The organism is Crossiella sp. NPDC003009, assembly GCF_053591555.1.
The window spans coordinates 146,359-170,997 of sequence record NZ_JBSFUA010000011.1 but is presented as its reverse complement, the minus strand read 5'-3'; the positions used below and the strand labels follow the sequence as shown (position 1 = coordinate 170,997).

Genomic DNA, 24,639 nt, shown 5'->3' with positions numbered 1-24,639 from the left:
AGCGGGCCGGGACGAAGGCGACTGGCGCGGTGCCGGGGACCTTGCGGCCGCCGCGAGCGTAGAGCTCGCGCAGCACGTCGACGGCCTCCAGCGGGTCTGCTTCCGCGTGCCGTAGCCAGCCAGCTCGCCCAAGGGGATGCCCAGCTGCACACCGAGCCGGTTGGCCGCGGCCGCGGGCACCGCGCACAGTTGGACGGCCATGCCGATCCGGTTGCCGGTTCCCCGCGCGGACTAGTCGTTGGTCCCGCCTTCCGTGCAGCCGCCCCGCCGCCGCACCGCGGAGGCCGGGATCACGATCAACGGGCCACCCATCGACTGCACCCACGCGAGGTCGGTGTGGATGTGCCGAGAGGCGTTGCCAGGGGGTCGCGGTGGGCGGCGGAGTCACGAGCGCTGAGAAACCGGCGTGGCGGGCGATGAGTTTTCGCGGCGGTGGAAGTCTCTACTGGCATGACCGAGACGCACACCCTGAGCACCCCCGAGGCCGACCTCGTCTACGACGTGTACGGCCCGCTGCCTGCCGCCGACGGCCGCCCGCCGCTGCTGATGGTCGGCCAGCCCATGGACGCCAGCGGGTTCGCCACCCTGGCCCCGCTGATGTCCGAGCGCACCGTGGTCGCCTACGACCCGCGGGGCCTGGGCCGCAGCACGCGCAAGGACGGGCGGACCGACCACACCCCCGAGACCCAGGCCGAGGACCTGCACGCCCTCATCGAAGCCCTCGGTGCCGGGCCGGTGGACCTGTTCGCCAGCAGCGGCGGCGCGGTCACCGCACTCGCCCTGGTGACCGCCTACCCGCAGGACGTGCTGACCCTGGTGGCGCACGAGCCGCCGCTGAACACCGTGCTGCCCGACGCCGAGGCAGCGGACCGGGGCCGCGCCTGGTTCCGCGATGTGTACCTGGCCAAGGGCTGGGGGGCGGGCATGGCCGCCTTCATCGCGATGACCTCCTGGGAGGGGGAGCTCACCGAGGAGTTCTTCGCCCAGCCCGCGCCCGACCCGGCCCAGTTCGGCCTGCCCACCGAGGACGACGGCAACCGGGACGACCCGCTGCTGTCGGACCGGTCCTGGGCGGTGAGCAGCTACCGGCCCGACATCGACGCGCTGAAGGCCGCGCCGACCCGGGTGGTGATCGCGGTGGGCGAGGAGACCGGGAACACCTTCACCGGGCGCACCGCGGTGGCCATGGCCAAGCTGCTCGGCCAGGAGGCCACCGTCTTCCCCAGCCACCACGGCGGTTTCGCCGGCGACGAGCACGGCTACGCCGGTCAGCCCGAGGCCTTCGCGGTGAGGCTGCGCGAGGTGCTGGCGGGTTAACCGGCCAGGAAGCCGGTGACGACCGAGGTGAAGGAGTCGGGGGCGTCCAGCCACGGCCAGTGCCCGCAGCCGGGGAGCACCGCGAGCACCCCGGCCGGGTGCAGGTCGGCGACCAGCCTCGCCGGGGTCAGGCCGGCGATGCCGTCCTCGGCCCCGGCCACCGCCAGCACCGGGTGCGGCACCGCCTTGGCCTTGTGCTCGACGTAGAAGGCCCCGCGCAGCCAGCCCGGCGGATTCCCGTTGTCCGCCGGTTCCTGGGTGCGCACGCCCCTGGCCCTGATCCGGGCCACCTCGTCCTCATCCGGCTCGCGCGCCCCGCGCCCGGCCGGGGTGACGAGCACCAGCCGCCGGATGCGGTCCGGCTCGGCCGCGGCGTAGGCCTGGGCGGTGAGGGTGCCCGCGGAGTGCGCGAGCAGGTCGATGGCGGGCAGGCCCAGGTGGGCGCGCAGGGCCTCGACGTCCTTGACCTGCTCGGTGAAGGCGCAGCTGCCCTGGTCGGCCGGGATCTCGGAGTCACCGCCCGCCCTGGCGTCCAGCCGGATCAGCGTGTGGTGCCCGGCCAGCCCGCCGAGGTCACCGAGACTGGTGGCGTCCGCGCCGGGGCCACCGGAGAGGCAGACCAGCGCCGGGCCCTCGCCGAGGGTGGTGTAGGACAGCCGAAGTCCGTCATAGCTCTCGAAATGCGGCATCCGCGCCAGAGTGCCACAGGTCCAGCAAGGCCAGCACCTCATCCACCGAACCCGCGGGGTCCGGGATCGGGTACCGCGCCGCGCGCACCACCCGGTCCCGGTCCACCACCAGGGTCAGCCGCTTGAGCCGGTGCACCCCGGCCGCGCGGAAGGTGGGCAGCCGCAGTGCCGCGACCAGACTCAGCTCCGCGTCGGAGAACAGCGGGAAGGGCAGCGACTCCGCGGCGCGGAAGGCGGCCAGCTCGTCGGGGCGCTGGGTGGAGACCCCGTGCACGGTGGCGTCCCTGGCCGCGAACTCCGAGTGCTGGTCCCGGTACGCGCAGGCTTCCAGGGTGCAGCCGGACGCGCCGGGGATGCGGTCCCAGCCGGGTGGGGCGTTGCCCGCGCCGGGGAAGAAGTACAGGACGGTGTAGGCCGAATCGGCGACCGGGTCGCGGCGGGTGTTGTCCGCGGCGGGCAGCAGCAGCTCCGGGACCCGGGTGCCGACCAGGTCGCGCACCCGGCGGGACTCCGCGGAGTCCGGGTCGCTGGTCGCCGAGAGGGTGCCGTCGCCCAGCAGCCAGGTCGAGCCCCAGTCCTGCAGGGCGATGAGCACCGGCAGCAGGCCGCGGCCGCGGTCGGTGAGCCGGTACTCATGGCGCGGCGGGTGGTCGTGGTAGCGCTCGCGGCGCAGCACCTCGTGCTCGACCAGCCAGCGCAGTCGCTCGGCCAGCACCTTGCGCGACATGCCCAGCTCGGCCTGCAGCGCGTCGAAGCGGTGCACGCCCCTGGCCACATCGCGCAGCACCAGCAGGGTCCACCAGTCGCCGACCACGTCCAGGGACTGGGCGATCGCGCAGTCGGCGCCGGAGAGGTCCGTTCGCCGCACCGTCACCTCCTTGACCGCGGGCCGCGGCGCCCAGCATAGTGCGTTCCTTGAAGGAACTCACGCGATCCTGGGGAGCGACATGCGCACGAGACCGGCAGGCGACTTCGACTACGAGACCCACGGCGCCGGCTACGCCCAGCACCGCCGCACCGACCCGCGCATCGCCGCCCTGGTGCACGCCGCCCTCGGCGAGGCCCGCACCGTGGTCAACGTCGGCGCGGGCGCGGGCTCTTACGAACCGGTGGACCGGCACGTGATCGCGGTCGAACCCGCCGCCGCGATGCGCGCCCAGCGACCGCCGCAGCTGGCCCCGGCGATCAACGGCATCGCCGAGGAACTGCCGCTGGATGACCACAGCGTGGACGCGGCCATGGCCACCGTCACCGTGCACCAGTGGTCCGACGCCGACCGCGGCCTGCGCGAGATGCGCCGGGTCAGCCGCGGCCGGGTGGTCATCCTGTGCATGGACGGCGAGGCGCTGAGCCAGGGCTGGTTCGCCGAGTACGCGCCGGAGGTGGTCGCCGCCGAAGGCCAGCGCTACCAACCCATCGAGCACATCGTCGAGGTGCTCGGCGGCGCCACGGTCACCCCGGTGCCGGTGCAGCTGGACTGCGTGGACGGCATCACCGACGCCTTCTACGGCCGCCCGGAACGCTTCCTGGACCCCGCGGTGCGGCGCGCCCAGTCCGGCTGGGGCTTCGTCGGAGCCGAGGCCGAGGCGCGGTTCGTGGCCAAGCTGACCGCCGATCTGGAGTCGGGGGAGTGGGACCGCCGGTTCGGGCACCTGCGCACCCAGCCGGAGTACGACTCCGCGCTGCGGCTGGTGGTCTCCGGTTAGGGGAGATCCAACTCACCGGGTGTCCCGGCGCACAGCCCCCGCCCGAGCTGGGAAAAGTCCGAACGGGTGAAGCTAGCCTCGACGGGTGGCTGCCTCGACCCTCCCCGCGCTGATCCGGTTCGTCCGCGAGAACTCCCCGTACTACCGGGACCTCTACGCGCACCTGCCGGAGAACCCGGAGCTGGCCGAGCTGCCCATTGTGGACCACGCCGGCTACTGGGCGGCGAACACGTTGCGGGACAACAGGTTGCACACCGGTGAGCACCGCGGTGGGCTGGTGTTCAAGACCGGCGGCACCACCAGCGCGCCGCGGGTCTCGGTCTACACCCGCGCGGAGTGGCGGGAGATGAGCGAGACCTTCTCCACCGGCCTGGCCGGGGCCGGCCTGGTCGACGGGGACCGGGTGGCGAACCTGTTCTACGCCGGGGAGCTGTACTCCAGCTTCATCTTCACCCTCAACACCCTGCAGGACGCGCCGGTGGACACCGTGCAGCTGCCCATCGCCGGTTCCGCGCCCCTGGACTTCGTCGCGAACACCCTGGCGGAGTTCGGGGCGACGGTGCTGGCCGCGCCGCCCACCTCGCTGTGCCAGCTGGCCCAGCACGTGGCCGACACCGTCGGGGAGCTGCCGCTGGTGCGGATCGTGCTCTTCAGCGGCGAGGCCTTCTACGGCGACCAGCGCGCGCTCATCGGCGCGGCCTTCCCGAATGCCGAGGTCCGCTCCATCGGCTACGCCAGCGTGGACGGCGGCATCCTCGGCGGCCCGGTCGCCGGTGAGCAGGACGCCCGCATCCACCGGGTCTTCCCCGGGCGGATCATGGAGATCCTGGACATCGACTCCGGCGAGCCGATCACCGAACCGGGCCGCCCCGGCCGGGTGGTGGTGACCGACCTGGTGCGCACCCTGCAGCCGGTGCTGCGTTACCCGGTGGGCGACCTGGCCGAGTGGACCGAGGTCGAGTCGGGCACCTTCCGGCTGCTGGGCCGTTCCGACGAGGGCGCCAGGGTCGGCCCGGTGACCGTCTACCTCGACGACCTGCGGTCCATTGTGGAGGGTGCGGCGGCCGGGCAGTCCATCACCGGCATCCAGGTGGTGTTGCGGCGCAAGGAGGCCAAGGACCAGCTGGTGCTGCGCCTGGGCGGCGCGGTCACCGGCCAGGCGGAGCTGGCCGGGGCGATCGCGGCCCGGCTGGACGAGGCGCGGCCGATGTTCGCCGACCACGTCCGGCGCGGCCTGATCCAGCCGCTGGCGGTGGAATGGGCAGGCACGAACGGGCTCACGGTCAACCCGCGCACCGGCAAGCTGGTCCGGCTGCTCGACGAGCGCGGTGCCTAAACCGGCAAGGCCTAGCACTCCTCGGTGATCAGCAGCAGCAGCTCGCCGGTGTCCGCGCGCCACCTGCTGAAGCGATACCCGGACTCAGCCCGCGTGGCCCAGAACTCCCGCCGTGCGGGCAGCTCCAGCCAGACCAGGTCCGGATCCGTCGACTCCAGCGCCACCAGCGTGGACTCCCGCAGCGCGAACGGGCGCGCCTGCCTGGCCGAGAGCTGACGCGGCTTCACCCTGGTCCACACCCGGCCCAGGTGGTCGGTCCAGCTCTCCCGGAAGGAACGCCAGCGGATCTCGGTCACGCCGAGGCCTGTTCGTGCTTCTCGCGTGCGGCCAGCACCTGCGGCAGATGCGTCTCGGCCCACGCGCAGCAGGAGTCCAGCAGGCCCAGCAGCGAGCGGCCCAGCTCGGTCAGCTCGTACTCCACCCTCGGCGGGATCTCCGGGTGGTGGGTGCGGGTCAGCATGCCGTCGCGCTCCATCGCGCGCAGCGTCTCGGTGAGCACCTTCGGCGTCACCCGCGCCATCGGCACCCGCAGCTCGGTGAAGCGGCGCGGCCCGTGCTCCAGGCAGCGGATGACCATCGCGGTCCACTTGTCGCCGATCCGGAAGGGCAGCGCGCTGGACGGGCAGGCCGGGTCGAACAGGTCGGGCGGCAGCGGCTCGGGCACGCTCGGACGGTAACCAAGTACCTTTGAAGTAACAAGTATGCCGTGGATACCGTCCAGCTCAGAGCCGTGATCGGCACGGTGCGGACGAACTGGGGCAGACATGAGCAAGATCATCATTTTTGGTGCGGGCGGCCGGGTCGGGCGACTGGTGGCCGCCGAGGCGCTGGCCCGCGGCCACCAGGTGACCTCGGTGGTGCGCAACCCGGCCCGGCACCCCGACCTGCCCGGCCGGGTGGTTGCCGGGGACGTCACCGACCCGGACTCCGTGGCCGCGCTGGTGCCCGGCCACGAGGTAGCGGTCAGCACCGTCTACGACGTCAGCGCCGACCCGGCCGAGTTCTACCCCGCCGCCGCCCGCGCACTGGCCGCCGTGCCAGGGGTCCGGGTGCTGGTGCTGGGTATCGCGGTGCTGCTGGAGTCCGCGCCGGGGGTCCGGTTGCTGGACTCGCCGGAGTTCCCCGATGAGTACCGGCCGTTCTGCCTCGGGCACGCGGCCGGCTCGGCGGTGCTGGCCGGGTCGCCGGGCCTGGACTGGCTGGTGCTCAGCCCGATCGGCGAGTTCGACTTCGCCGCCGGGCGCACCGGCCACCGCGCCGACGGCGGTTTTGTCACCCCTGGCTGGCCGCGACCGGAAGGCGCGCTCTCCGGGGTGGACTTCGCCGCCGCGGTCGTCGAGGAGATCGAGACCCCGCGCCACCACGGCAGGCAGGTCGCGGTCCACCCGCTCACCTGAGCGCGTGGGTGAAGAACTTGACCACCTCGTCGGTCGCCCGGTCCCGCTGTTCCCGTTCGGTCAGCTGCCGCACCACCTCGCCGTCCTGGGGCTGGCGGCAGTGACCGGCGGGCAGCGGCGGGTCCTCGTCCTTGCCGGGGGCGTCGTCGTAGGCGTGCTGCTGGCCGCTCTCCGGTGACCACTGGGTGTTGAAGAAGTTGTGGTTGCCGCCGCGGTACGTGCTGGCCGAGACCGGGAACCTGGTCCCGGCGGCCAGCGCGTCCCGGACGTAGCCGCGGCCGGCCTCGCCGATCGCGCCGTCACAGGTGCTGACCAGGACCCGCACCGGCGCCGTGGTCACCAGCCCGTCGCTGACATCGCCCTCCACCAACGGGAAGTACACCGGAGCCACCGGCAGCACCGCCCGCACCCGCACCCCGGCCGGCACCTTGCCGCGCTCGCGGTCGGCCGCCTGCCACATCACCGCCTTGCCGCCCCTGGAGTGGCCGAGGGTGCCCACCCGGCTCAGGTCGGCGCGGCCGCGGAAGTCGACCTCGCGGGGCGCGCCGGTGTCCGGATCGGTGAACCGCCCGGCCAGCTCGCCCTCGCCGGTGGCGGCCAGCCGCTGCCACATCGCCAGGTGCTTGTTGATCAGGTCCGCGCGCGCCTGGTAGGGCTGCATGGGCCGGTCTGGGCCGGTGGCGCCAAGCTTGTTCCACTGGCCCTCCACCGCGTTGGCCGCGACGGAGACCGCGATGATCCCGCGCTGGGCCAGCGCCCGGCCGAGGTAGTCGTAGCCGCGGTGGCTGGGCATCGGCGCGGAGCTCTGGCACGGCCACTCGGCGTTGTCGGCGCAGGAGTGCCAGGAACCGTGCAACATCAGCACCACCGGCGCGGGCCGGGCGCTGCGCCGCACCGGATAGTGCACCACCGCGGTCAGCTCCAGGGGCTCCGGCATGGCCGGGGTGCGGAAGGCCGCCCGGCCCAGGTCGTAGGCCACCGTGCCGATCCCGCTGCCCTCGGCCTCGGCCTGGGACAGCGCCGGGGACAGCGCGATCAGCAGCGCGGCGGTGGCGGAGACGGCGGCGGTGTGCACGGGCACGGGGTTTCCCTTCGGCGGGCGGGTGGCCGTCACCGACGGTAGGGGTGAGTTGTCAGGAAGTTGTGAGCCGGCTGTGAGTCTGCCGTTGACGCAGCGCCGGTCAGGCCCTGGTGAAGCCCATGTCCATCCAGTGCGTCCACTCCCCGTCCACCAGGCGCTCCCAGGTGGCGGCCATGGTGTTCTCGCCGATCCGCAGCGTCGCTTTTGTGTCCGGACCGGCGAAGGTCCACACTCCGCCGGCGTCCACGGTCGCGGTCATCTCGCTGAACACGCCCTGGTTGTCGAAGGCGCGCATCGGGTAGCTGTCGGTGGCCGGGTCGTGCGGGCCGATCATCTCCAGCACCTGCACGTGCTCCCCGCCCACCCGCACGTCCACCCGGTGCACCAGGAACCGCTCACCGGGGAACCACTGGTAGTCGTCGGTGCCGATGATCTCGATCGGCCGCTCGTCCACGGTGCGGCCGCGGGAGCGCCAGAGCCCGAGCAGGGCATTGAGGCGTGCGTTCATGAGTGCAGGGTAGGTGTCAGACCTGACATCCAGGGGGGACAGGGCGGACCGGGCTCGGGGTTCCGGTCCGCCGCTGTCCTCGCGCGCTCAGCTGTTGCGAGCGCGCCGGTCGACCACCGCGACCAGCTTGCCGCTGGCCCCGGTCCGGTCGAAGACCCCGGGATCAGCTAGCTGCACGTGCAGGTGCACCAGCCCGTCGCGGACCGCGGTGACCATCAGCTCCGGGTAGCGCTCCAGAAACTCCGCCCGCACCGCCTCGGCGGCCAGGGGCGTCCTGCCCTGTTCCAGCCGGATGGTCAGGCTTTCCCGCTCGCCCTCCTCGGCCAGCACCAGCTGGAGGTCGCCTGCGTAGGCGAAGGCCTCGGCGGCCACCGCGACGAAGCGGCGGTAGTTGAGGAAGTGGCCGCCGCTGCGGAAGACGTCGCCGGAGCGGCCCAGCAGCTCGAACCTGGGCGTCTGGCGGCCGCACGGGCAGTCTTCGGCCAGCCAGCGGCCCAGGTCGCCGATCTCGTAGCGGTCCAGGCGCTGGCCGCGGCGGGTGTGCGCGGTGAAGACCAGGCGGCCGGTCTCGCCGGGGCCGACTGGGCGGTCCTGTTCCCGGTCCAGGATCTCCAGGGTCTGGATGCCCGCGAACAGGTGGTGCACCCTGGCCGGGGACTCCGGGCACTGGTAGCCCAGCGGGCCGCCGTCCACGCTGCCGTAGGCGGCGCTGCGGATGACCTCGACGCCGAACTCCTCGGTGAGCCAGCGCCGTTGCTGCTCGCTGAAGTGCTCGCCGCCGTAGAAGATCTTGCGCACGCCCCGGTAGTTCCGCAGCGTGTCCCCGGACTCGTCGAACAGGCGCAGCAGGTAGCTGGGCATGCCGAGCAGGGTGTCCACCCGGTTGTCCACAATGGACTTGGCCACCAGGTCGTGCAGGTTCTGCTGGCCCGCCATCGGGAACTGCACCGCGCCGAGGCGTTCCACCGCGGAGAAGAAGCTCAGGAACCCGCCGTAGAGCTGGCCGCCGAAGAACAGGTTCATGGTGCGGTCGGTCCGCGGGTCCAGCCCGGCGGCCAGCAGGCCCTCCGCGCCGTGCCGCATGTGCTCGTCGTAGTCGGCCCAGCTGAACGCCGAGAGCTTCGGCTCGCCAGTGGTGCCGCCGCTACGGAAGAACACCTCGGCCCGGCTCAGGTCGGTCTGCAGCTCGTCGAAGCGGGCCTTGGTGGTCACCGGCACCGCCGGCGGCGGCAGCGGCCGGGAGGAGACCAGGTCATCCAGGCAGGCGTGCCCGGTGAACCGCTCGTCCAGCTGCACGTCCACCCGGCGGCTGTAGCGCTGCAGCGCGTAGACCCCGTCGTGCGGCTCGCCGTCGTAGCTGCCCAGCATCCGCCCCGGCATGGTGATCCGCTGCACGCCCGCGCCGATCAGCGCACGGGTCAGCACCGCCACCTCCTCGCGGTCCGCGCCGAGGCCCACGGTTTGCAGGTATCGGCGCATCGGCCGCAGCACCTGCGCGATCTTGTTGCGGGACAAGGACTTCACCCACACCGTGCGGTACAGCGGGGAGGCGCGCAGCGCGGAGCGGGTGTCGGCCAGCACCCGCCAGGACCCGTCCTCGGCGGCGTGCACCTTGGTCAGGCCGAGGTGCTCCTCCAGCTGGGTGACCAGCACGGTGTTGGTGATCTCGGCCCATTCCGGGTCGCTGGGCTCGCGGGTCTCGGTCTTGGCCACGGTCTCGGCCAGCACCGCGGCGAAGCGCTCGGCGAAGGCGAAGACCTCGCTGTCGTCCTCGGTGTCGAGGTAGATCACCTGCGGGCTGGAGCAGGCCTGCTGGTCGAGCAGGCACACATCCCCGGCCACCGCGCGCAGCGTGTCCTCGTCATTCCAGGTCGCGGCGGTGAGGTAGGCGAAGGACAGCTTCGGTCCCCAGTCCACCAGGCGGCAACCCGGCCGCAGCACCGAGGCCACCCCGGCGAGGGCTTCCTCGCCGCCCCAGGCGGCCACCGCGTCCGCGGGCGCGCACATCCGCTCCAGCCAGTCCTTGCGGGCCGAGGAGTAGTGCAGCACGATCACCCGGCGCGCGATCTGCCCGGTCGGGTCCGCCTCGGCGAGCGCGGCCAGCAGCTCGGCGGTGAACCGCGAGTCGTCCCCGCTGGTCTTGATCACGTTGAGGTTGCCGGACAGCAGCCCTTCCAGGCCGCTCATCGCCCCGGCGGCGGGCGCGTTGCCGGGCGCGATGTGCGCGAGCAGCCCGACCGGGGCCCAAGCCTCGAAGATCTCCTGCCGGAAGTCGAACCGGGTCAGCCGGCCGGGGTCGATCCCGCCCAGCTCCCGAACGACCTTGCGCTCCAAGGTTTCCCGGCTCAGCGCACCGGTGAGCTGGGTCAGCGTGGCCTCGATCTCGGCGGCTGGCACCTGCCAGGCGGCGAGCCGGTCGGCCAGCCTGCGGCGCACCGGGCTCTCGGCGTCGCGGAGCTGGGCGACCACCTTCTCCGCGGCGGCCAGCACCAGCAGCGGGCTCAGCGGCTCACCGCCGAGCACCTGCTGGGTCAGCTCCTCAAGGGTGTCCAGGCGGCGGTCCGCTTCGGCGTCCTCGACCCACTCGCCCTGCCAGTAGTGCTGGTTCACGACTTTTCCTTCAGCAGTTCGGCGGCGGCGATGGCACAGCTCTTGTTGCGGCTCAACCCCGCGCGCCCGAGGATCTTGAACCACGGCGTCGGCGCGCCGCAGCCGCATTCCTCGGGGGCGTGCAGCGAGGCCAGGTCGCCCATCAGCACGCTCTGCGCGGGCGCGGAGGTGATGAACGGGGAGACGAACTGCAGGTAGCCCGGTTCGCCGTAGCCCAGCGGGGCCAGCTCGCGCACCGAGCGGATCAGCACCCGGGACCACACCGGCACGTGCATGTTGTGCCGCGCGCATTCCATGTAGGGCACCGAGTGCTCCACCGAGCCGAAGCCGTCCCGGATCCGCTCGTCCGGGATGCCCAGCTGGTCGGCGATCTTGCCGTAGAGCTCGGGCTTGCTGACCTGCTTGTCCGCGTTGCCCTTCCAGCCGCCGCCGAAGACCACCAGCGAGGCCGGGTCCAGCTGGATCGGCTTCATGCCCATGTTGCGCATCCGGTCCAGGGTGAAGGACAGGAAGGCGGGGAAGCCCAGGATGCGCACCGGGACGCCGTCGGAGGCCGAGCGCAGCAGCGAGCGGATCGCGCCGAAGGCGTCGAACTCGTGGCCGGTGCCGGTGCTGGGCAGCGCGTGCTCGACCCGGTTGACCGGGGCGAAGTCGCACAGGTAGTTGTCGGTGAAGGAGGCGCCCAGGTTCAACCCGGGCCTGGGCTGGTAGGTGTAGATCAGGTAGTCCACCGCGCGGCTGTCGTCGATCCAGCCGTAGTGGTCGAAGATGCGGGCCACCATCCGCTGCCCGGCGCGCAGGGTCCACTCGTCGAAGAACATCTGCGACTTCTGGCCCGTGGTGCCCGAGGAGGTCACGTGCAGCTTGACCTGCTCGCGCGGGATGGAGACGACCTCGTGCATCTTGAAGAAGTTGGCGTGCACGAACGGCTGCCGCTGAATGTCCACAATGGACTCCAGCTGGGGGCGGCCCTTGCTCTGCCACAGCGAGTCGAAGAACGGCGAGCGCGCGGCATGCCAGGCGTTGGACTCGTTCATCGCCGCCACGAACAGCTCGTCGGCTTCCGCGCCCGCGGCGTAGGGGACGGCCAGGTCGCACAGCCGCTGCACCGAGGCCAGCGCGGCCGGGTCGGGGACCGTGACCGGTCCGAGGTAGGAACTCACCGGAACACCCCGCGTGTGTTGAGATACATCTGTTTCCAGGCTTCGATGTACTGCTCGGTGAACGGCTGGAACGCCGCGTCGATGGCCAGGCCGCGGAAGTCCAGCGGCTGCATGGTGCGGGCCATCACCACGTAGTCCTGGAACAGTTCGCCGTCCCTGCGCATCGCCGGGTAGGCCGCGGCCGGCAGGAAGCCGTGCGCGAGCAGCTGGCCCAGCTCGTCGAAGGCGCGCAGCGGCACCAGGGTCTCGATGTAGAAGGCGCCGTAGTCGTTGAGCTGGGAGATGAGCAGGTCCAGGTGCCGGGCCACCGCCATCGCGTCCGGGTTGGCGCCGATCAGCGTGCAGTAGCCGTCGCTGCCGGACAGGTGCGCGAACACCTCGTAGGAGCCGTCGGCGGCGGCCAGCAGCACGTTCGGGGTGTGGAAGGGGTAGAAGCGGCGGCCGGGGTTGGTCAGCTGGTCGTTGTAGCGGCGCAGCACGAACCTCGGCGCGCTGATCAGCTCGACCTCCGCGGGCGGGGACTCCCCGCGCTGGACCGGCACCTCCACATCGGGCACCAGCTCCGGCCGGGTGGGCAGGCCCACGACCTGCTCGACCGCCGCCAGCAGCGGACCGAGGCTGGCCGGGACCCGCTCCACTGGGTGCCGCTGCTCCAGCACGCCCTCCTGGTGGCGGGCCAGCAGCACCATGGTCTCGTGCCGGGCGGCCTTGCGCAGGTTCGGGAAGATGCCCAGCGCCTTGAACCCGCTGCGCAGGCAGATCCGCTGCGGGGCGGTGGAGGTGGTGCGCGCGGTGCCGTAGACGGAGTCCGCGCGCCCGTCGGAGAGGATCAGCTCGGCCAGTGAGCTGACCGCCTGCTGCGCCACCCCGCCACCGCGGTGCTCGGGGTGCACCACCAGTCCCTGCATCTTGCCGAGGCGGTCAGCAGGCTCGACGTTGCCCACGATGGAGGCCACCAGCTCACCCCGCTCCCTGGCGACCAGCCAGCTGGTGCGGTCGGAGGTGATCTCGGCGGCCATCACCTGCGGGTCGGTGCCCAGCGGCAGCGCGTAGGCGCGGCCGTAGACCCGGCGGTAGAGCCGGAGTAACTCGTCGATGTCGTCCAGACTCGCCCGTTCGAACACAGGCCCCACTCAAGTCTCCTTCTCATGGAATGCGGCCGGGACTGAGACGTCGACCGGAGCGATTCCAAAGGCTAGCCCCCGCAGGGCCTTGAGACTTCTTTGATAAAGAGCTGACCAGCGCAGATGTCCTGACGAGGCGATCAGGCTCACAACGCGATCCCACCGTATGTCGTAATTGGTGCGAGGTGTGGGAAGCAGGTCAACGCGGATAGTCAGGAAGCCGCAGTCCAGAAGCCGCCTTCGTGGTGAGTTTGTTAAAGAAAGAACTAAGCCGGGGGGAGCTGAGCGCCTTGTACATCAGGTTGCGCCGCCGGATCCCGAAGGCGGTGCGCGGGGCCAGGAACGGCCCGGCGTTGTCCGAGGTTTTCTGGCAGCCGGTGGCGTACCCGCGGATGATCTCCTCGTACCGCCGGAAGGCCACCCGGTGGTCGCCGTCGGCGGCCAGCAGCTCCCCGGCCAGCACGTGCGCGCACACGATGGCCAGCCCGGTGCCCAGCCCGCCGCAGGTCGCCCCGTACCCGGCATCGCCGAGCAGCGCGATCCGGCCGCTGGAGAGCCGGTCGATGTGCACCTGGCTGATCGAGTCGAAGTAGAAGTCCGGCGCCTCCCACATCGCGTCGATGATCTTCGAGGTCTGCCAGCCCATCCCGGCGTAGGTCCGCTCGACGATCTTCATCTGCTGCTGGGGGTCCCGCCGGTCGTACTCCAGCGGGTCGCTGGCGAAGACCAGCAGCGTGCCCGACTCGATGCCGCCCAGCGAGGCGCCCCGGCCGGGCTCGTTGTAGAGCCGGTTGTGGTTGTCCAGGCCGGGGTGGCCGGGCGTGGAGAACCCGCACACGTAGTAGCCCAGGTGCCGCAGGAACTGCGACTCCTCGCCGAAGGTCAGCCTGCGCACGGTGGAGTGCAGCCCGTCCGCGCCGATCACCAGGTCGAAGGTCCGCGGCGCGCCGCGCTCGAAGGTGACCTCCACCCCGTCGGGGGTCTCGGTGAGCGAGCTGATCGAGTCGCCGAAGACGTACTCGACCTCGTCCTTGGTGCGGTCGTAGATGATCCGGGAGAGGTCCCCGCGCAGGATCTCCACCTCACCGGCGGTGAAGAACGCGGGCAGCCCGGCCAGCTGCCGCCCATCCCGGTCCACCACGAGCATGTCGCCTGCGTCGGTCTGCTTCGCGCGCACCGCGTCCAGGATGTCCATGCGGCGCAACACCTCCAGGTGCACCGGGCCGCGGAAGTCGACGGCGAAGCCGCCCTCGCGCAGGGCGGGGGCGCGTTCGACCACGGTGGGGTTGAAGCCGTAGCGGCGCAGCCAGAAGGCCAGCGCGGGACCGGCGACGCTGGCGCCGGAGATGAGCACGTTGCGGTTGGTCATGGGCGCAGCCTGGCCGGACCCGCTGACCGGCCGCGCACCACGCGCTGACGGTGCTGGTCAGCTGGTGACGACCCGCCGGTAGATGTTGGTCAGGTAGGCCGGGGTCATGCCGAGCGACTCGTAGAGCCGGTAGGCCCCGGTCGGGTTGGTGGTGTGCACGCCGAGCCCGGCCTTGCCCAGGCCCTGCTCGGCGTACCCGGCGAAGGCACCGGCCAGCAGCGCCTTGCCCAGGCCGCGGCCGCGGTGCGCGGGCAGCACGCCGAGCCACTTCACCCAGCCCTCCTCGCTGTCCAGCGACTGCCCGGAGGACACCATCACCCCGGCCAGGTCACCGCTGTCGGCCTCGGCGACCAGGGCCTCCGCCCACCGGATGCCCGGGGTGTCCGCGAACTCGCCGAGGGTGGCGGGGAAGGTCTGGGCGGTGCCGGCGAAGGCGGCGCGCAGCACCTCGTGACACTCCACCAGCTCGCCGGAGTTCAGCCTGCGCAGGGTGTAGCCGGGCACCGGATCCGGCCGCTGCTCGTCACCGGTCAGCGGCCGGGTCATCCGCGCGTGCTGCCGCTCGAAGGCAAAACCCGCCTGCTCCAGCACCCGGATGTAGGCCGTCTCGCCGGGCGTCGCGGCCGACCTGGCGGTCACCGGGGCGCGCTCGGCGAGCTGGTCCAGCAGCAGCCGGACCAGCTCGGCCTGGACGGCCGGGTCCGCGCCGGGGCGGGCGTAGGCCTCGCAGCAGACCTCCTCGGCCGCCGCGCTGGGCGGATCGAGGTAGCCCCAGCCCACGGCCAGGCCGTCCCGGTCGCGCACCACCCAGGACTCACCGAGTGCGGCGACCACCTCGGAGGCGTCGAAGTCGGCGAACCCGACCGCGGCGATGTCGCTGGCGTGCACCAGCGCGAGGATCTCCGCGACATCGGCGGAGCCGGGACGTGCCACCTGGAAGCCATGCATCGGGTCAGTGAAGTGCCTCGCCGGCCGGGAAGGCGAATTAGTTACCCGATCTCGACCTGTCCGGGACGCCGCCCCGCCACTGCCAGCTCCGTCGCCGCGGGTGCCCTGGTAGCTCCCCGCGCCCGGTGCACCACAGCAGCACCGCCACCGGATCACCCGCGGGCGCCTCGGGGAACAGCCGGTCCGCCGCCGCCGCGCACACCTCGGGATCAGGCCGCCAGTGCACACCGAGCGCGCGGGTCAGGTCGCCGGTGTGCACGGTCAGCTCGACCACGCCCATCGCGGCGAACCCGGCCGCGTCCGCCACACCCCACGGGTGCCAGCCGCGATCGGCCGGAGCGGCGTGCCGGACCGCGGCCGACAGCAGCGCGGCAGCGGCCCGGACACCGGCCAGGCAGTCCCGGATCGGCGCATCGGGCCGCAGACCGCCGAGCAGCGCGGTCCAGCTGTCGGCGGCCCCGGTGCCGAGCTGGGCGGTGTAGCAGAGCAGGCCCTCCACCAGGTGGTCCAGGGTGGTGCGGCAGGACCAGTCCAGGCCGTCGGCTCGGCGGGTCCAGTCCGCGTCCGCGACCGTGGTCAGCGCCTCGAAGCTGTCGTTGGCGGCGGTGTCGAGCAGGGTTGGCCAGCGCACGTCAGGCCGCCTTGCGCAGCAGCTCGATGACCCGCGCCCAGCCATCGCCGCCATGCCCCTGCGCGACCGCGCGGGCCGCGTAGTCGCGCAGCAGCTCGGGCAGCGCGGCGTCCACCCCGCGCACCTGGCTGGCGTGCACCAGGTGCTCGATGGTGGCCAGCTGCACGTCGATGGTGGCGTCGAAGCCCGGGTAGGCGCGCTGGTCGACCTGTGGCACGTAGGCGCGGATGAAGCCGTTGACATCGCCCAGCCAGCGGATGGCCAGCGGGGTGAACTCCGCCGCGGTGGCCCCATCCGCGGTGACCAGGGCGGCGGCGTGCAGCCAGCCGGTCATGGTCGACCACATCATGCCCAGCAGCGCGGTGTCGTAGAGCGAGGCCACCCCGGGGTCCTCGCCGAGGTGGATCGCCTCGCCGAAGGCCGCCAGCAGCTTCTCCGCCGAGGTGAAGGCGGTCCGGGAACCGCTGTAGAGCAGCATGGACTCCGGGTTGCCGATGCCCGGCGGGGTGATCATGATCCCGCCGTCGAGGTAGCCGATGCCGTGGCCGGCGGCCCACTTGGCGGTCTCGCGGGCCTGCTCGGGGGAGCCGGAGGTGAGGTTGACCAGGGTGCGCCCGGCCAGCGCCGCGGGGTCCAGGATCTCGTGCAGGGCCGGGTAGTCCAGCACGCAGGCGATGACCACCGGGCTGGCGGCCTGGGCCAGGGTGGCGGTGGCCGCGGCGTGCGCGCCCTCGGCGGTCAGTGCGGCGGTCTTGGCGGCGGTGCGGTTCCACACCGCGGTGCGGTGGCCCGCGCGCAGCAGGGCGGCGGCCAGCGCCGAGCCCATCTGGCCCAGGCCCAGCACGGTCACGTCGTATTCAGTCACATGACCAGCCTCAACCCTGCACGCGTAGATCAACAGTGGCAGAAATGCCGACATCCGCACGATTACTGCCATAGGCTGCCGGGCATGAGCACCGGCACCGTGGCCATCGTGGTGGCCGAGGACGAGGCGCCCTCGCTGTGGGACGTCTACGAGGTCGGCCTGGCCTGCGTGGTCTTCGGCGTGGACCACCCCGACCTGGCCGATCCCTGGTACCGCACCCGCCTGTGCGGCATGCGCCCCGACCTGCCCAGGGCCGAGCACGGTTTTGTGCTGCACCCCGAACACGGCCTGGAGGGCCTGCGCGGCGCGGACACCATCATCGTGCCCTCGGTGCCCGAGGCCGTGCTGCACGGCACCGAACCCCTGGATCCGTTGCTGGTCAAGGAACTCCAGGAGGCCGCCGCGGCCGGGGCGCGGATCGCCGCGCTGTGCAACGGGGCCTTCGTGCTGGCCGAGGCCGGGCTGCTGGACGGCCGCCGCGCCACCGCGCACTGGAACTACACCGCCGAGCTCGCCCGCCGCTACCCGAAGGTTCACGTGGACGACTCGGTGCTCTACATCGACGAGGGCCAGATCCTGACCAGCGCGGGCGCGGCCGCCGGACTGGACCTGTGCCTGTACCTGGTGCGCCAGGACCTCGGCGCGCACGTGGCCAACCAGCTCGCCCGCCAGCTCTGCGTGCCCGCGCACCGCACCGGCGGGCAGGCCCAGTTCGTCACCCGGCACGTGCCGGAGACCGACGACGACAGCATCGCGCCGGTGCTGGAGTGGGCCACCCGCAACCTGCACCGCCCGCTGACCGTGGCCCAGCTCGCCCGGCGGGCCGGCCTGAGCCAGCGCACCTTCTTCCGCCGCCTGCACGAGGCCACCGGCACCACCCCGCTGCAATGGCTGCTCGGCCAGCGCCTCGCGCACGCCCAGGCCCTGCTGGAGACCACCGCGCTCTCCGTCGAGCAGGTCGGCGAGCGCTGCGGCCTGGGCAGCGGGGCCAACCTGCGGCGGCACTTCACCGCGCACCTGGGCATCGCGCCCACCGACTACCGCCGCGCCTACACCGCTTGACCTCCACCTAACCAGAGGTAGTGAACTCCCTGTCATGACAACAGAAACGATGCGGGCCGCCGCGGCCACCAGGTTCGGCGGCATCGAGGTCCTGGACGTGGTGGAGCTGCCGATCCCGGAACCGGGGCCCGGCCAGGTCCGGGTGCGGGTGCGCGCGGCCGGGATCCAGCCCTTCGACCTCGCGGTGCGCGGCGGCTGGACCCCGCCCTACGGCTCGGTGGACTTCCCCCAGCCGCTGGGCAACGAGTTCGCCGGGGTGGTCGACGCGGTGGGGGAGCAGGTCGACACGATCGAGGCCGGCGCGGAGGTGCTGGGCTTCTCCGTGCTCAACGCCCAGGCCGAGTACGTCGTGGTCGGCGCGGACGCGGTCACCCCCAAACCACCGGAGATGCCCTGGGAGGTCGCCGGCGGCTTCACCGCGGGCACCCAGACCGCCACCCTGGCCCTGGACCAGCTCGACCTCAAGCCGGGCCAGACCCTGCTGGTGCACGCCGCGGCCGGTTCGGTGGGCACCGCCGCGGTCCAGCTGGCCCAGCTGCGCGGCGCGAAGGTGATCGGCACCGCCAGCCCGGTCAACCAGGACTACCTGCGCTCCCTCGGCGCGACCCCGGTGATCTACGGCGAGGGCCTGGCCGACCGCATCCACCAGCTCGCCCCCGGCGGCGTGGACGCGGTGCTGGACGGAGCTGGGGGAGCGGCACTGGACCTGTCCCTGGCCTTGGTGGCACCGGCGAAGATCGTCACCCTTGTTGACCACGACCGAGCGGCTGACCTGGGAGTTCAGCTGGTCAACGGCACCAGGTCCGCGGAGCGGCTGGCCGGACTGGCCCAGCTCTACGCCGAGGGCAAGCTGAAGTTCCCGGTGCGCCGGACGTACTCGCTGCACGAGATCCAGGACGCGCACCGCGAGGTGGCCACCGGGCACGGCCGCGGCAAGGTGGTGCTGATCGTCGGCTGACTCAGCCGGTGACGAGGCGGCGCACGGCCTCCCGGATCGCCTCCCGGTGCCGGGCGACCCGCGCCGCCTCGGCCTCATCCCCTGCCGACGGCGCGCCGAAGTGGGTGAACCAGGCCAATGCCAGCCCGATCACCAGGATCAGCAGGTCCTCCGGATCCAGCCCGGTGGCCAGGTCCGCCTCAGCGAGGGGTTGCTGCTTGTAGGCCAGCTCCGCGGTGCGCTCCTCGGCGGTCATCGGGCGTTCCAGCTGCCGCCAGGCGTTGAGCCGCAGCACATCCGGGTTGGCCAGCAGCGCGTCGAACAGGCCGACCGCGTAGCCGGGCAGGTCATCGGGGGTGAAGGGGACCAGGTCGGAGATGACCGCGGTGGAGCGGGCCAGCACGAGGTCGAACAGCTCGTCCTTGTTGCCGAAGTAGACGTAGAGCAGCCGCTTGTTGGCCTTGGCCTGCTCCGCGATCCGGTCCACCCGCGCCCCGGCGATGCCGTAGCGGGTGAACTCGGCCGTGGCCGCCTCCAGCAGGCGGGCCTTGGTCGCGGTGGAGTCCGGTGGCATGGCGGGAGCATACCCGGTGAACTGGGGTAACTAACCAGTTATAGACAGGTCCCGGGGTGGCGTGCTTTTCTGTAACTACCCAGTTAGATACGCACTTTGAAGAGGTCCTCATGGCTCCCCGCACCTGGTTCATCACCGGCACCTCCACCGGCTTCGGCCGCCTGCTCACCGAAGCCCTGCTCAAGCGCGGCGACCGGGTCGCGGCCACCCTGCGCCGCCCCGAACAGCTCGACGAGCTCGCCGCCGCCCACCGCGACCACCTGTGGGTGCGCCGCCTGGACGTCACCGACACCGCCGAGCTGCGCAGCGTGGTGCACGCCGCCTTCGCCGAGCTGGGCCGGATCGACGTGGTGGTCAGCAACGCGGGTCACGGCGTGCTCGGCGCGACCGAGGAGTTCACCGACGAGCAGGTCACCCGCCAGCTCGAGACCAACCTGCTCGGCTCCATCCAGCTGGCCCGCGCCGTGCTGCCGCACCTGCGCGCCCAGGGCGGCGGCCACCTGGTGCAGCTGTCCAGCATGGGCGGGCAGATGGCCATCGCCGGCTCCAGCCTCTACCACGCGAGCAAGTGGGGTATCGAGGGCTTCTACGAGAGCCTCGCCCAGGAGGTTGCCCCGTTCGGCATCCACACCACCCTGGTGGAACCGGGCGGCGCCGCCACCGAGTTCGTCACCACCGGCATGATCGTGGCCGACCCGCTGCCCGCCTACGCCGACGGCCCGGTCGCCGGGCTCCGAGCGATGCTGGCCGACCCCGGCGGCTACCCCTTCGCCGATCCGGCCAAGATGGTCGAGGCGATCATCGACGCCGCCACCGCCGAGCACCCGCCGGCCCGCCTGCTGCTCGGCGCCGACGCCTACCAGGCGGTCACCACCGCACTGGCGGCCCGCCTGGCCCAGGCCGAGCAGCAGCAGGACCTGGCCCGCGCGGTCAGCTCATGAGGCGGGCAGCGGCCGCTCGTCGACCACCCGCTTCATCACCAGCGTCGAGTTCAGCCGCTGCACCCCCGGCAGCGCGGAAAGCACGTCGTCCTCCAGCTGCTGGTAGGCGGCCAGGTCGGCGGTGACGATGCGCAGCAGGTAGTCCGGATCACCAAAAAGACGTTGCGCCAGCAGGACGTTCGGGATCTCCGCCACCGCGGCCTCGAAGGCCAGCAGGGTCTCCCGGTCCTCCTGGTGCATCGTCACGAACACCAGCGCCTCGAAGGTCAGGCCCAGCGCCGCGGGGTCCACCACCGCCCGGTAGCCGCGGATGGTGCCGTCCCGCTCCAGCGCCCGCAGCCGCCGGTGACAGGGCGAGACGCTCAACCGCACCCGCTGGGCCAGCTCGGTGAGCGTCAACCGCCCCTCCGCCTGCAACACCGCAAGAATCTGCCGATCAACCGCGTCCACGGAGAAGATTCTTCCACCAACAGCTCGTCAGCGGGCAAGAGTTGGAAGCACCTTCGGCCACTCCGCGCATAGCTTTCTGGCATGCCAGCCAGCAACCTCCTCGCCTTCTGGGCCGTGGCCGCGCTGCTCATCGCCGTGCCCGGCGCGGACTGGGCCTTCGCCATCGCCGCCGGTCTGCGCCGCCAGGCCCTGGCCGCCGCCACCGGCATCACCCTCGGCTACCTGGCGATGACCGCGGTGCTCGCCGCCGGCCTGGGCCTGCTCATCACCAGCACCCCCGTCGCGCTCACCGCACTGACCGTCACCGGCGCCTGCTACCTCGCCTGGCTGGGCGCGAGGACCCTCCGCAACCCCAGCAGCCCCACCACATCCGGGGACACCACGACCAGCCCCCGGCAGACCGTGCTGCAGGGCTTCGCCGTCAGCGCGCTCAACCCCAAGGGCCTGCTGGTCTTCGTGGCCCTGCTTCCGCAGTTCACCACCCAGGCCGCGCCCTGGCCGATCCCGCTGCAGCTGGCCACGCTGGGCCTGGCCTTCACCGCCACCTGCGCCGTGGTCTACCTGTGCGTGGCCGCCACCGCGCACGCGGTGCTGCGCGCCCGGCCCTCGGCGGCCAGGGTGGTCTCGCGGGTCTCGGGCGCCTCCATGATCGTCATCGGGGCGGCGCTGGTGCTGGAACGCGTCATGACATGATGCGAGGACCGTGATCAATCCTGGCGTCTGGGGGACGTTGACGGTGACCTCGCCGGAACCGGCCAGCGCGGCCGAACGACTCCTCGGCCGCCCGATGCCGGCGGACCGGCTGCGCGGCTGGCTGGTCGCCGCGGTGCTCGCGGTGCTCGGCGGGATCATCCGGTTCCAGAACCTGGGTTCGCCCACCGATCCCAGCGGCACGCCGGTCTTCGACGAGAAGTACTACGCCGTGCAGGCCTGGCAGATGCTGCGCAACGGCTGGGTCGAGGACAACCCCGGCTTCAACTGGACCGTGCACCCGCCGCTGGCCAAACAGCTCATCGCGCTGGGCGAGCTGCTCTTCGGCTACAACGGCTGGGGCTGGCGGTTCGCCTCCGCGGTCGCGGGCACGCTGATGATCCTGCTGATCGTCCGGATCGCCCGGCGGCTGACCCGCTCCACCCTGCTCGGCGGCCTGGCCGGGGTGCTGCTCATCTGCGACGGCGTGCTGCACCTGATGAGCCGCACCGCGATGCTGGACATCTTCCTCGCGCTGTTCGTGCTCATCGCCTTCGGCTGCCTGCTCCTGGACCGCGATCAGGTGCGCCACCGGCTGGCCACCGCCGTCCGCGAGGGCTGGGCCACCCAGACCCCGCACGGCCCGCGCCTGGGCTTCCGCTGGTGGCGCTTCACCGCTGGCGTCTCGCTCGGCCTGGCCTGCGGGGTGAAGTGGGGCGGCCTGTACTGGATCGCCGCCTTCGGTCTGCTCACCGTGTGCTGGGACGCCACCGCCCGCCGCGCCACCGGGATCACCCACCCGTGGACCGGCGCGCTGCGCCGCGATGTGCTGCCCGGTCTGTGGTCGCTGCTGCTCATCCCGGTGCTGGTCTACCTGGGCACCTGGTGGTCCTGGTTCGCCAGCGAGACCGGGGTGAACCGGCACCTGCTGGCCACCGCGCTGTCCTCGCTCTGGCAGTACACCGTCGACGTCTTCCACTTCCACCAGGGCCTGGCCACGCCGAAGGACAAACCGCACCCGTGGGAGTCCAAGCCGTGGAGCTGGCCGATGGGCCTGCGGCCGATGCTCTACTTCATCGACAACTCGGCCACCGGCTGCGGCGCGACCACCTGTGTGCGCGCGACCATGCTGATCGGCACCCCGGCGATGTGGTGGCTGGCGTTCCCGATGCTCGCCTGGGGCCTGTGGCGCTGGCTGGGCCACCTGGACTGGCGCTACGGCGCGGTGCTGGTCGCCTACCTGGCCGGGCTGCTGCCCTGGTTCCTGAACCTGGACCGCCAGATGTACTTCTTCTACATGACCCCGGTGGCCGCGTTCCTGGTGCTGGCCCTGGTCCTGCCGCTGGGACAGATCCTGGGCTCGGCGCGCGAGGGGTACGAGCGGCGGGCGACCGGTCTGCTGGTGGTCGCGCTGTACGTGGGCCTGGTGGTGGCCAACTTCGTCTGGCTGTGGCCGATCCTCAACGGCGACCCGATCACCGAGGCCCGCTGGCAGGCCGAGCTCTGGCTGCCGTCCTGGCGCTGAGCCCGGACCAGCCGATCGGCTGATCTCCGGCTCAGCCCCCGGACCGGGAGACCGGTTGATGTGCGCGCGGTCGCGCCACTGGGACGGTGTCGGCATGACAGAGCCAGCACGCAACCAGCTGAGCCGCCGGACCCTGCTCGCCGGCGCGACCGCCGTGGCAGGCGGCACCCTGGCCGCCGGGACGGCCGGGCACGCGGCCACCGAGCCCGCCGGGTTCGGCCCGGTGCGGATCCGGCCCGGCGACCCGCGCTACGAGAACCTGTTGCGCGGCAACAACTTCCGCTTCGCCGGGCAGCCGGAGGAAATCCGGGTGGTCAGCTCCACCGAGCAGGTGGTGCGCGCGGTGGCCGAAGCGGCGCGCACCGGACGCCGGATCGCGCCCCGCAGCGGCGGGCACTGCTTCGAGAACTTCACCGCCGACCCGCAGGTGCGGCTGCTGCTGGACCTCTCGCCGATGGACGAGGTCGGCTACGACCCGGCCATGAAGGCCTTCGCGGTGCAGCCCGGCGCGACCCTCGGTCAGGTGTACCGGCGGCTGTTCCAGGGCTGGGGCGTGACCATCCCCGGCGGCAGCTGCCCCGCGGTCGGCGCGGGCGGGCACTTCGCCGGCGGCGGCTACGGCGCGCTGTCCCGCCGGTACGGCTCGGTGGTGGACCACCTCTACGGCGTGGAGGTCGTGGTGGCCGACCGAGACGGCACCGCCCGCGCGGTGGTCGCCACCCGCGAACCCGAGGACCCGAACCGGGAGCTGTGGTGGGCGCACACCGGCGGGGGCGGCGGCAACTTCGGCGTGGTCACCCGGTACTGGCTGCGCTCACCGGGGGCCACCGGCGAGCCCTCCCGGCTGCTGCCGCCCTCGCCCAGGACGATGCTCGAACGCGTGGTCTCCTGGGCATGGGCGGGCATGACCGAGCAGGCCTTCACCCGGCTGCTGCGCAACTTCGGCGTCTGGCACGAGCGCAACAGCGAACCCGGCGCCCGCTCGGCCGGGCTGTACGCGATCCTGCTGCTCTCCCACCACAGCGCCGGGTACTTCTCGCTGGCCATGCAGATCGACGCGGACCTGCCCGGCGCGGCGGGCCTGGTGGCCGAGTTCCTGGCCGCGGTGACCGAGGGCACCGGCGTCAAGCCGATCGACGACCGCCACCAGCGGATGCCGTGGCTGCACAAGATGACCTGGCCGGGCACCGGGGAGGCCGGTGACGCCGGCGCCCGCCGGTACAAGAACAAGGCGGGCTACCTGCGCCGCTCGCTGACCGACCGGCAGCTCGCCGCCGTGCACCACCACCTGGCCAAGACCACCGCCACCCCGTCCGCGACGATGCTGCTCATCGGCTACGGCGGCCAGGTGCGGGCGGTGTCGCCTGAGGCCACCGCGATCGCCCAGCGCGGGGCGGTGATGAAGGCGGTCTACAGCACGACCTGGACCGACGAGGGCCAGGACAAGACCCACCTCGCCTGGATCCGCGCCTTCTACCGCGACGTCTACCTCGACACCGGCGGCGTGCCGGTGCCCGGCGAGGTCAGCGACGGCTCCTACATCAACTACCCGGACAACGACCTGGCCGACCCCGTGCACAACACCTCCGGCGTGCCCGCGCACACGCTCTACTACCGGGACAACTACCCGCGCCTGCAACGCATCAAGGCCCGCTGGGACCCGCGCGGGATCTTCCGGCACGCCCTGGGCGTCGAACCACCGGCCTGACCGGCGAC

General features: G+C 72.3%; 25 protein-coding genes. 10 read left to right on the top strand and 15 right to left on the bottom strand.

What is annotated here, in order from left to right; all coding sequences use genetic code 11:
• The first annotated feature begins 450 nt into the window (after positions 1–450).
• On the top strand, positions 451–1,317 hold the full coding sequence (locus ACWDY5_RS15305; RefSeq protein WP_449722828.1) for an alpha/beta fold hydrolase: 867 nt from the start codon (positions 451–453) through the stop codon (positions 1,315–1,317).
• Here the strand turns inward: ACWDY5_RS15305 and ACWDY5_RS15300 are convergent.
• Together ACWDY5_RS15300 and ACWDY5_RS15295 are read right to left on the bottom strand one after the other, a co-directional pair.
• On the bottom strand, positions 1,314–2,006 hold the full coding sequence (locus ACWDY5_RS15300) for an alpha/beta fold hydrolase (protein WP_449722827.1): 693 nt from the start codon (positions 2,004–2,006) through the stop codon (positions 1,314–1,316). The genes ACWDY5_RS15305 and ACWDY5_RS15300 overlap by 4 nt on opposite strands.
• Positions 1,984–2,874, bottom strand: coding sequence for a winged helix-turn-helix transcriptional regulator (locus tag ACWDY5_RS15295; protein ID WP_449722826.1), 891 nt, complete (start codon positions 2,872–2,874; stop codon positions 1,984–1,986). The genes ACWDY5_RS15300 and ACWDY5_RS15295 overlap by 23 nt, the downstream gene beginning before the upstream one ends.
• Before the next feature lie 79 nt (positions 2,875–2,953).
• On the opposite strand from ACWDY5_RS15295, the gene ACWDY5_RS15290 reads away from it, so the two are divergent.
• Positions 2,954–3,712, top strand: coding sequence for a class I SAM-dependent methyltransferase (locus tag ACWDY5_RS15290; RefSeq protein ID WP_449722825.1), 759 nt, complete (start codon positions 2,954–2,956; stop codon positions 3,710–3,712).
• Between the two features lie 85 nt (positions 3,713–3,797).
• Positions 3,798–5,048 carry a phenylacetate--CoA ligase family protein gene (locus ACWDY5_RS15285; protein WP_449722824.1) on the top strand — a complete coding sequence of 417 codons (1,251 nt, stop codon included), beginning with the start codon at positions 3,798–3,800 and terminating at the stop codon, positions 5,046–5,048.
• Between the two features lie 11 nt (positions 5,049–5,059).
• Here ACWDY5_RS15285 and ACWDY5_RS15280 read toward each other — a convergent pair whose 3' ends face one another.
• Both ACWDY5_RS15280 and ACWDY5_RS15275 read right to left on the bottom strand, forming a co-directional pair.
• Positions 5,060–5,344 (bottom strand): hypothetical protein, encoded by a 285-nt coding sequence (locus tag ACWDY5_RS15280; RefSeq protein WP_449722823.1) that lies wholly within the window; start codon positions 5,342–5,344, stop codon positions 5,060–5,062.
• Positions 5,341–5,712: a winged helix-turn-helix transcriptional regulator gene (locus tag ACWDY5_RS15275; protein WP_449722822.1), complete on the bottom strand. Its 372-nt coding sequence runs from the start codon at positions 5,710–5,712 to the stop codon at positions 5,341–5,343. The genes ACWDY5_RS15280 and ACWDY5_RS15275 overlap by 4 nt, the downstream gene beginning before the upstream one ends.
• 100 nt (positions 5,713–5,812) lie before the next feature.
• Between ACWDY5_RS15275 and ACWDY5_RS15270 the strand changes: the two genes are divergently transcribed.
• Positions 5,813–6,445, top strand: a complete 633-nt coding sequence (locus ACWDY5_RS15270; RefSeq protein ID WP_449722821.1) for an NAD(P)-dependent oxidoreductase — start codon at positions 5,813–5,815, stop codon at positions 6,443–6,445.
• Here the strand turns inward: ACWDY5_RS15270 and ACWDY5_RS15265 are convergent.
• The 9 genes from ACWDY5_RS15265 to ACWDY5_RS15225 form a co-directional block, all read right to left on the bottom strand.
• Positions 6,438–7,526: a hypothetical protein gene (locus tag ACWDY5_RS15265; RefSeq protein WP_449722820.1), complete on the bottom strand. Its 1,089-nt coding sequence runs from the start codon at positions 7,524–7,526 to the stop codon at positions 6,438–6,440. The two genes, ACWDY5_RS15270 and ACWDY5_RS15265, sit on opposite strands and share 8 nt — an antisense overlap.
• A gap of 100 nt (positions 7,527–7,626) precedes the next feature.
• Complete coding sequence (locus tag ACWDY5_RS15260) at positions 7,627–8,034, bottom strand: hypothetical protein (protein ID WP_449722819.1); 408 nt, start codon at positions 8,032–8,034, stop codon at positions 7,627–7,629.
• A gap of 87 nt (positions 8,035–8,121) precedes the next feature.
• Positions 8,122–10,644, bottom strand: coding sequence for an acyl-CoA reductase (locus ACWDY5_RS15255; protein WP_449722818.1), 2,523 nt, complete (start codon positions 10,642–10,644; stop codon positions 8,122–8,124).
• Complete coding sequence (locus ACWDY5_RS15250) at positions 10,641–11,807, bottom strand: LuxE/PaaK family acyltransferase (RefSeq protein ID WP_449722817.1); 1,167 nt, start codon at positions 11,805–11,807, stop codon at positions 10,641–10,643. The genes ACWDY5_RS15255 and ACWDY5_RS15250 overlap by 4 nt, the downstream gene beginning before the upstream one ends.
• Entirely contained in the window at positions 11,804–12,940 is a 1,137-nt protein-coding gene (locus ACWDY5_RS15245) for a GNAT family N-acetyltransferase (protein ID WP_449722816.1), read from the bottom strand. Before ACWDY5_RS15245 ends, ACWDY5_RS15250 begins: the two co-directional genes overlap by 4 nt.
• A 190-nt stretch (positions 12,941–13,130) precedes the next feature.
• Positions 13,131–14,300, bottom strand: coding sequence for an FAD-dependent monooxygenase (locus ACWDY5_RS15240; protein ID WP_449722815.1), 1,170 nt, complete (start codon positions 14,298–14,300; stop codon positions 13,131–13,133).
• 57 nt (positions 14,301–14,357) lie between these two features.
• Positions 14,358–15,248: a GNAT family N-acetyltransferase gene (locus ACWDY5_RS15235; RefSeq protein WP_449722814.1), complete on the bottom strand. Its 891-nt coding sequence runs from the start codon at positions 15,246–15,248 to the stop codon at positions 14,358–14,360.
• Positions 15,249–15,285: 37 nt separating this feature from the next.
• Positions 15,286–15,879: a DinB family protein gene (locus ACWDY5_RS15230; protein WP_449722813.1), complete on the bottom strand. Its 594-nt coding sequence runs from the start codon at positions 15,877–15,879 to the stop codon at positions 15,286–15,288.
• A gap of 1 nt (position 15,880) precedes the next feature.
• A complete protein-coding gene (locus ACWDY5_RS15225) occupies positions 15,881–16,744 on the bottom strand; it encodes an NAD(P)-dependent oxidoreductase (RefSeq protein ID WP_449722812.1) in 864 nt (287 codons plus the stop codon).
• An 84-nt stretch (positions 16,745–16,828) separates the two neighbouring features.
• Between ACWDY5_RS15225 and ACWDY5_RS15220 the strand changes: the two genes are divergently transcribed.
• Complete coding sequence (locus ACWDY5_RS15220; protein WP_449722811.1) at positions 16,829–17,806, top strand: helix-turn-helix domain-containing protein; 978 nt, start codon at positions 16,829–16,831, stop codon at positions 17,804–17,806.
• 49 nt (positions 17,807–17,855) lie between these two features.
• Positions 17,856–18,764, top strand: a complete 909-nt coding sequence (locus ACWDY5_RS15215; RefSeq protein ID WP_449722903.1) for an NADP-dependent oxidoreductase — start codon at positions 17,856–17,858, stop codon at positions 18,762–18,764.
• A gap of 1 nt (position 18,765) precedes the next feature.
• Here ACWDY5_RS15215 and ACWDY5_RS15210 read toward each other — a convergent pair whose 3' ends face one another.
• Positions 18,766–19,317, bottom strand: coding sequence for a TetR family transcriptional regulator (locus ACWDY5_RS15210; RefSeq protein ID WP_449722810.1), 552 nt, complete (start codon positions 19,315–19,317; stop codon positions 18,766–18,768).
• Between the two features lie 110 nt (positions 19,318–19,427).
• Between ACWDY5_RS15210 and ACWDY5_RS15205 the strand changes: the two genes are divergently transcribed.
• Entirely contained in the window at positions 19,428–20,258 is an 831-nt protein-coding gene (locus tag ACWDY5_RS15205) for an SDR family oxidoreductase (protein WP_449722809.1), read from the top strand.
• Here the strand turns inward: ACWDY5_RS15205 and ACWDY5_RS15200 are convergent.
• Positions 20,253–20,708, bottom strand: a complete 456-nt coding sequence (locus ACWDY5_RS15200) for an Lrp/AsnC family transcriptional regulator (protein WP_449722808.1) — start codon at positions 20,706–20,708, stop codon at positions 20,253–20,255. The two genes, ACWDY5_RS15205 and ACWDY5_RS15200, sit on opposite strands and share 6 nt — an antisense overlap.
• Positions 20,709–20,789: 81 nt before the next feature.
• On the opposite strand from ACWDY5_RS15200, the gene ACWDY5_RS15195 reads away from it, so the two are divergent.
• From ACWDY5_RS15195 to ACWDY5_RS15185, 3 genes are all read left to right on the top strand, one after another.
• Positions 20,790–21,401 (top strand): LysE family translocator, encoded by a 612-nt coding sequence (locus ACWDY5_RS15195; protein WP_449722807.1) that lies wholly within the window; start codon positions 20,790–20,792, stop codon positions 21,399–21,401.
• A 94-nt stretch (positions 21,402–21,495) separates the two neighbouring features.
• Positions 21,496–22,923, top strand: a complete 1,428-nt coding sequence (locus ACWDY5_RS15190) for a dolichyl-phosphate-mannose--protein mannosyltransferase (RefSeq protein WP_449722902.1) — start codon at positions 21,496–21,498, stop codon at positions 22,921–22,923.
• A gap of 94 nt (positions 22,924–23,017) precedes the next feature.
• Positions 23,018–24,631 carry an FAD-binding oxidoreductase gene (locus tag ACWDY5_RS15185; protein ID WP_449722806.1) on the top strand — a complete coding sequence of 538 codons (1,614 nt, stop codon included), beginning with the start codon at positions 23,018–23,020 and terminating at the stop codon, positions 24,629–24,631.
• Positions 24,632–24,639: the final 8 nt, after the last annotated feature.

Excerpts from the sequence above, each read along its gene's own strand:
- ACWDY5_RS15305 (WP_449722828.1), top strand. The coding sequence starts at position 451 with ATGACCGAGACGCACACCCTGAGCACCCCCGAGGCCGACCTCGTCTAC.
- ACWDY5_RS15300 (WP_449722827.1), bottom strand. The coding sequence starts at position 2,006 with ATGCCGCATTTCGAGAGCTATGACGGACTTCGGCTGTCCTACACCACC.
- ACWDY5_RS15290 (WP_449722825.1), top strand. The coding sequence starts at position 2,954 with ATGCGCACGAGACCGGCAGGCGACTTCGACTACGAGACCCACGGCGCC.
- ACWDY5_RS15270 (WP_449722821.1), top strand. The coding sequence starts at position 5,813 with ATGAGCAAGATCATCATTTTTGGTGCGGGCGGCCGGGTCGGGCGACTG.
- ACWDY5_RS15260 (WP_449722819.1), bottom strand. The coding sequence starts at position 8,034 with ATGAACGCACGCCTCAATGCCCTGCTCGGGCTCTGGCGCTCCCGCGGC.
- ACWDY5_RS15240 (WP_449722815.1), bottom strand. The coding sequence starts at position 14,300 with ATGACCAACCGCAACGTGCTCATCTCCGGCGCCAGCGTCGCCGGTCCC.
- ACWDY5_RS15235 (WP_449722814.1), bottom strand. The coding sequence starts at position 15,248 with ATGCATGGCTTCCAGGTGGCACGTCCCGGCTCCGCCGATGTCGCGGAG.
- ACWDY5_RS15220 (WP_449722811.1), top strand. The coding sequence starts at position 16,829 with ATGAGCACCGGCACCGTGGCCATCGTGGTGGCCGAGGACGAGGCGCCC.
- ACWDY5_RS15215 (WP_449722903.1), top strand. The coding sequence starts at position 17,856 with ATGCGGGCCGCCGCGGCCACCAGGTTCGGCGGCATCGAGGTCCTGGAC.
- ACWDY5_RS15210 (WP_449722810.1), bottom strand. The coding sequence starts at position 19,317 with ATGCCACCGGACTCCACCGCGACCAAGGCCCGCCTGCTGGAGGCGGCC.
- ACWDY5_RS15205 (WP_449722809.1), top strand. The coding sequence starts at position 19,428 with ATGGCTCCCCGCACCTGGTTCATCACCGGCACCTCCACCGGCTTCGGC.
- ACWDY5_RS15195 (WP_449722807.1), top strand. The coding sequence starts at position 20,790 with ATGCCAGCCAGCAACCTCCTCGCCTTCTGGGCCGTGGCCGCGCTGCTC.
- ACWDY5_RS15190 (WP_449722902.1), top strand. The coding sequence starts at position 21,496 with ATGCCGGCGGACCGGCTGCGCGGCTGGCTGGTCGCCGCGGTGCTCGCG.
- ACWDY5_RS15185 (WP_449722806.1), top strand. The coding sequence starts at position 23,018 with ATGACAGAGCCAGCACGCAACCAGCTGAGCCGCCGGACCCTGCTCGCC.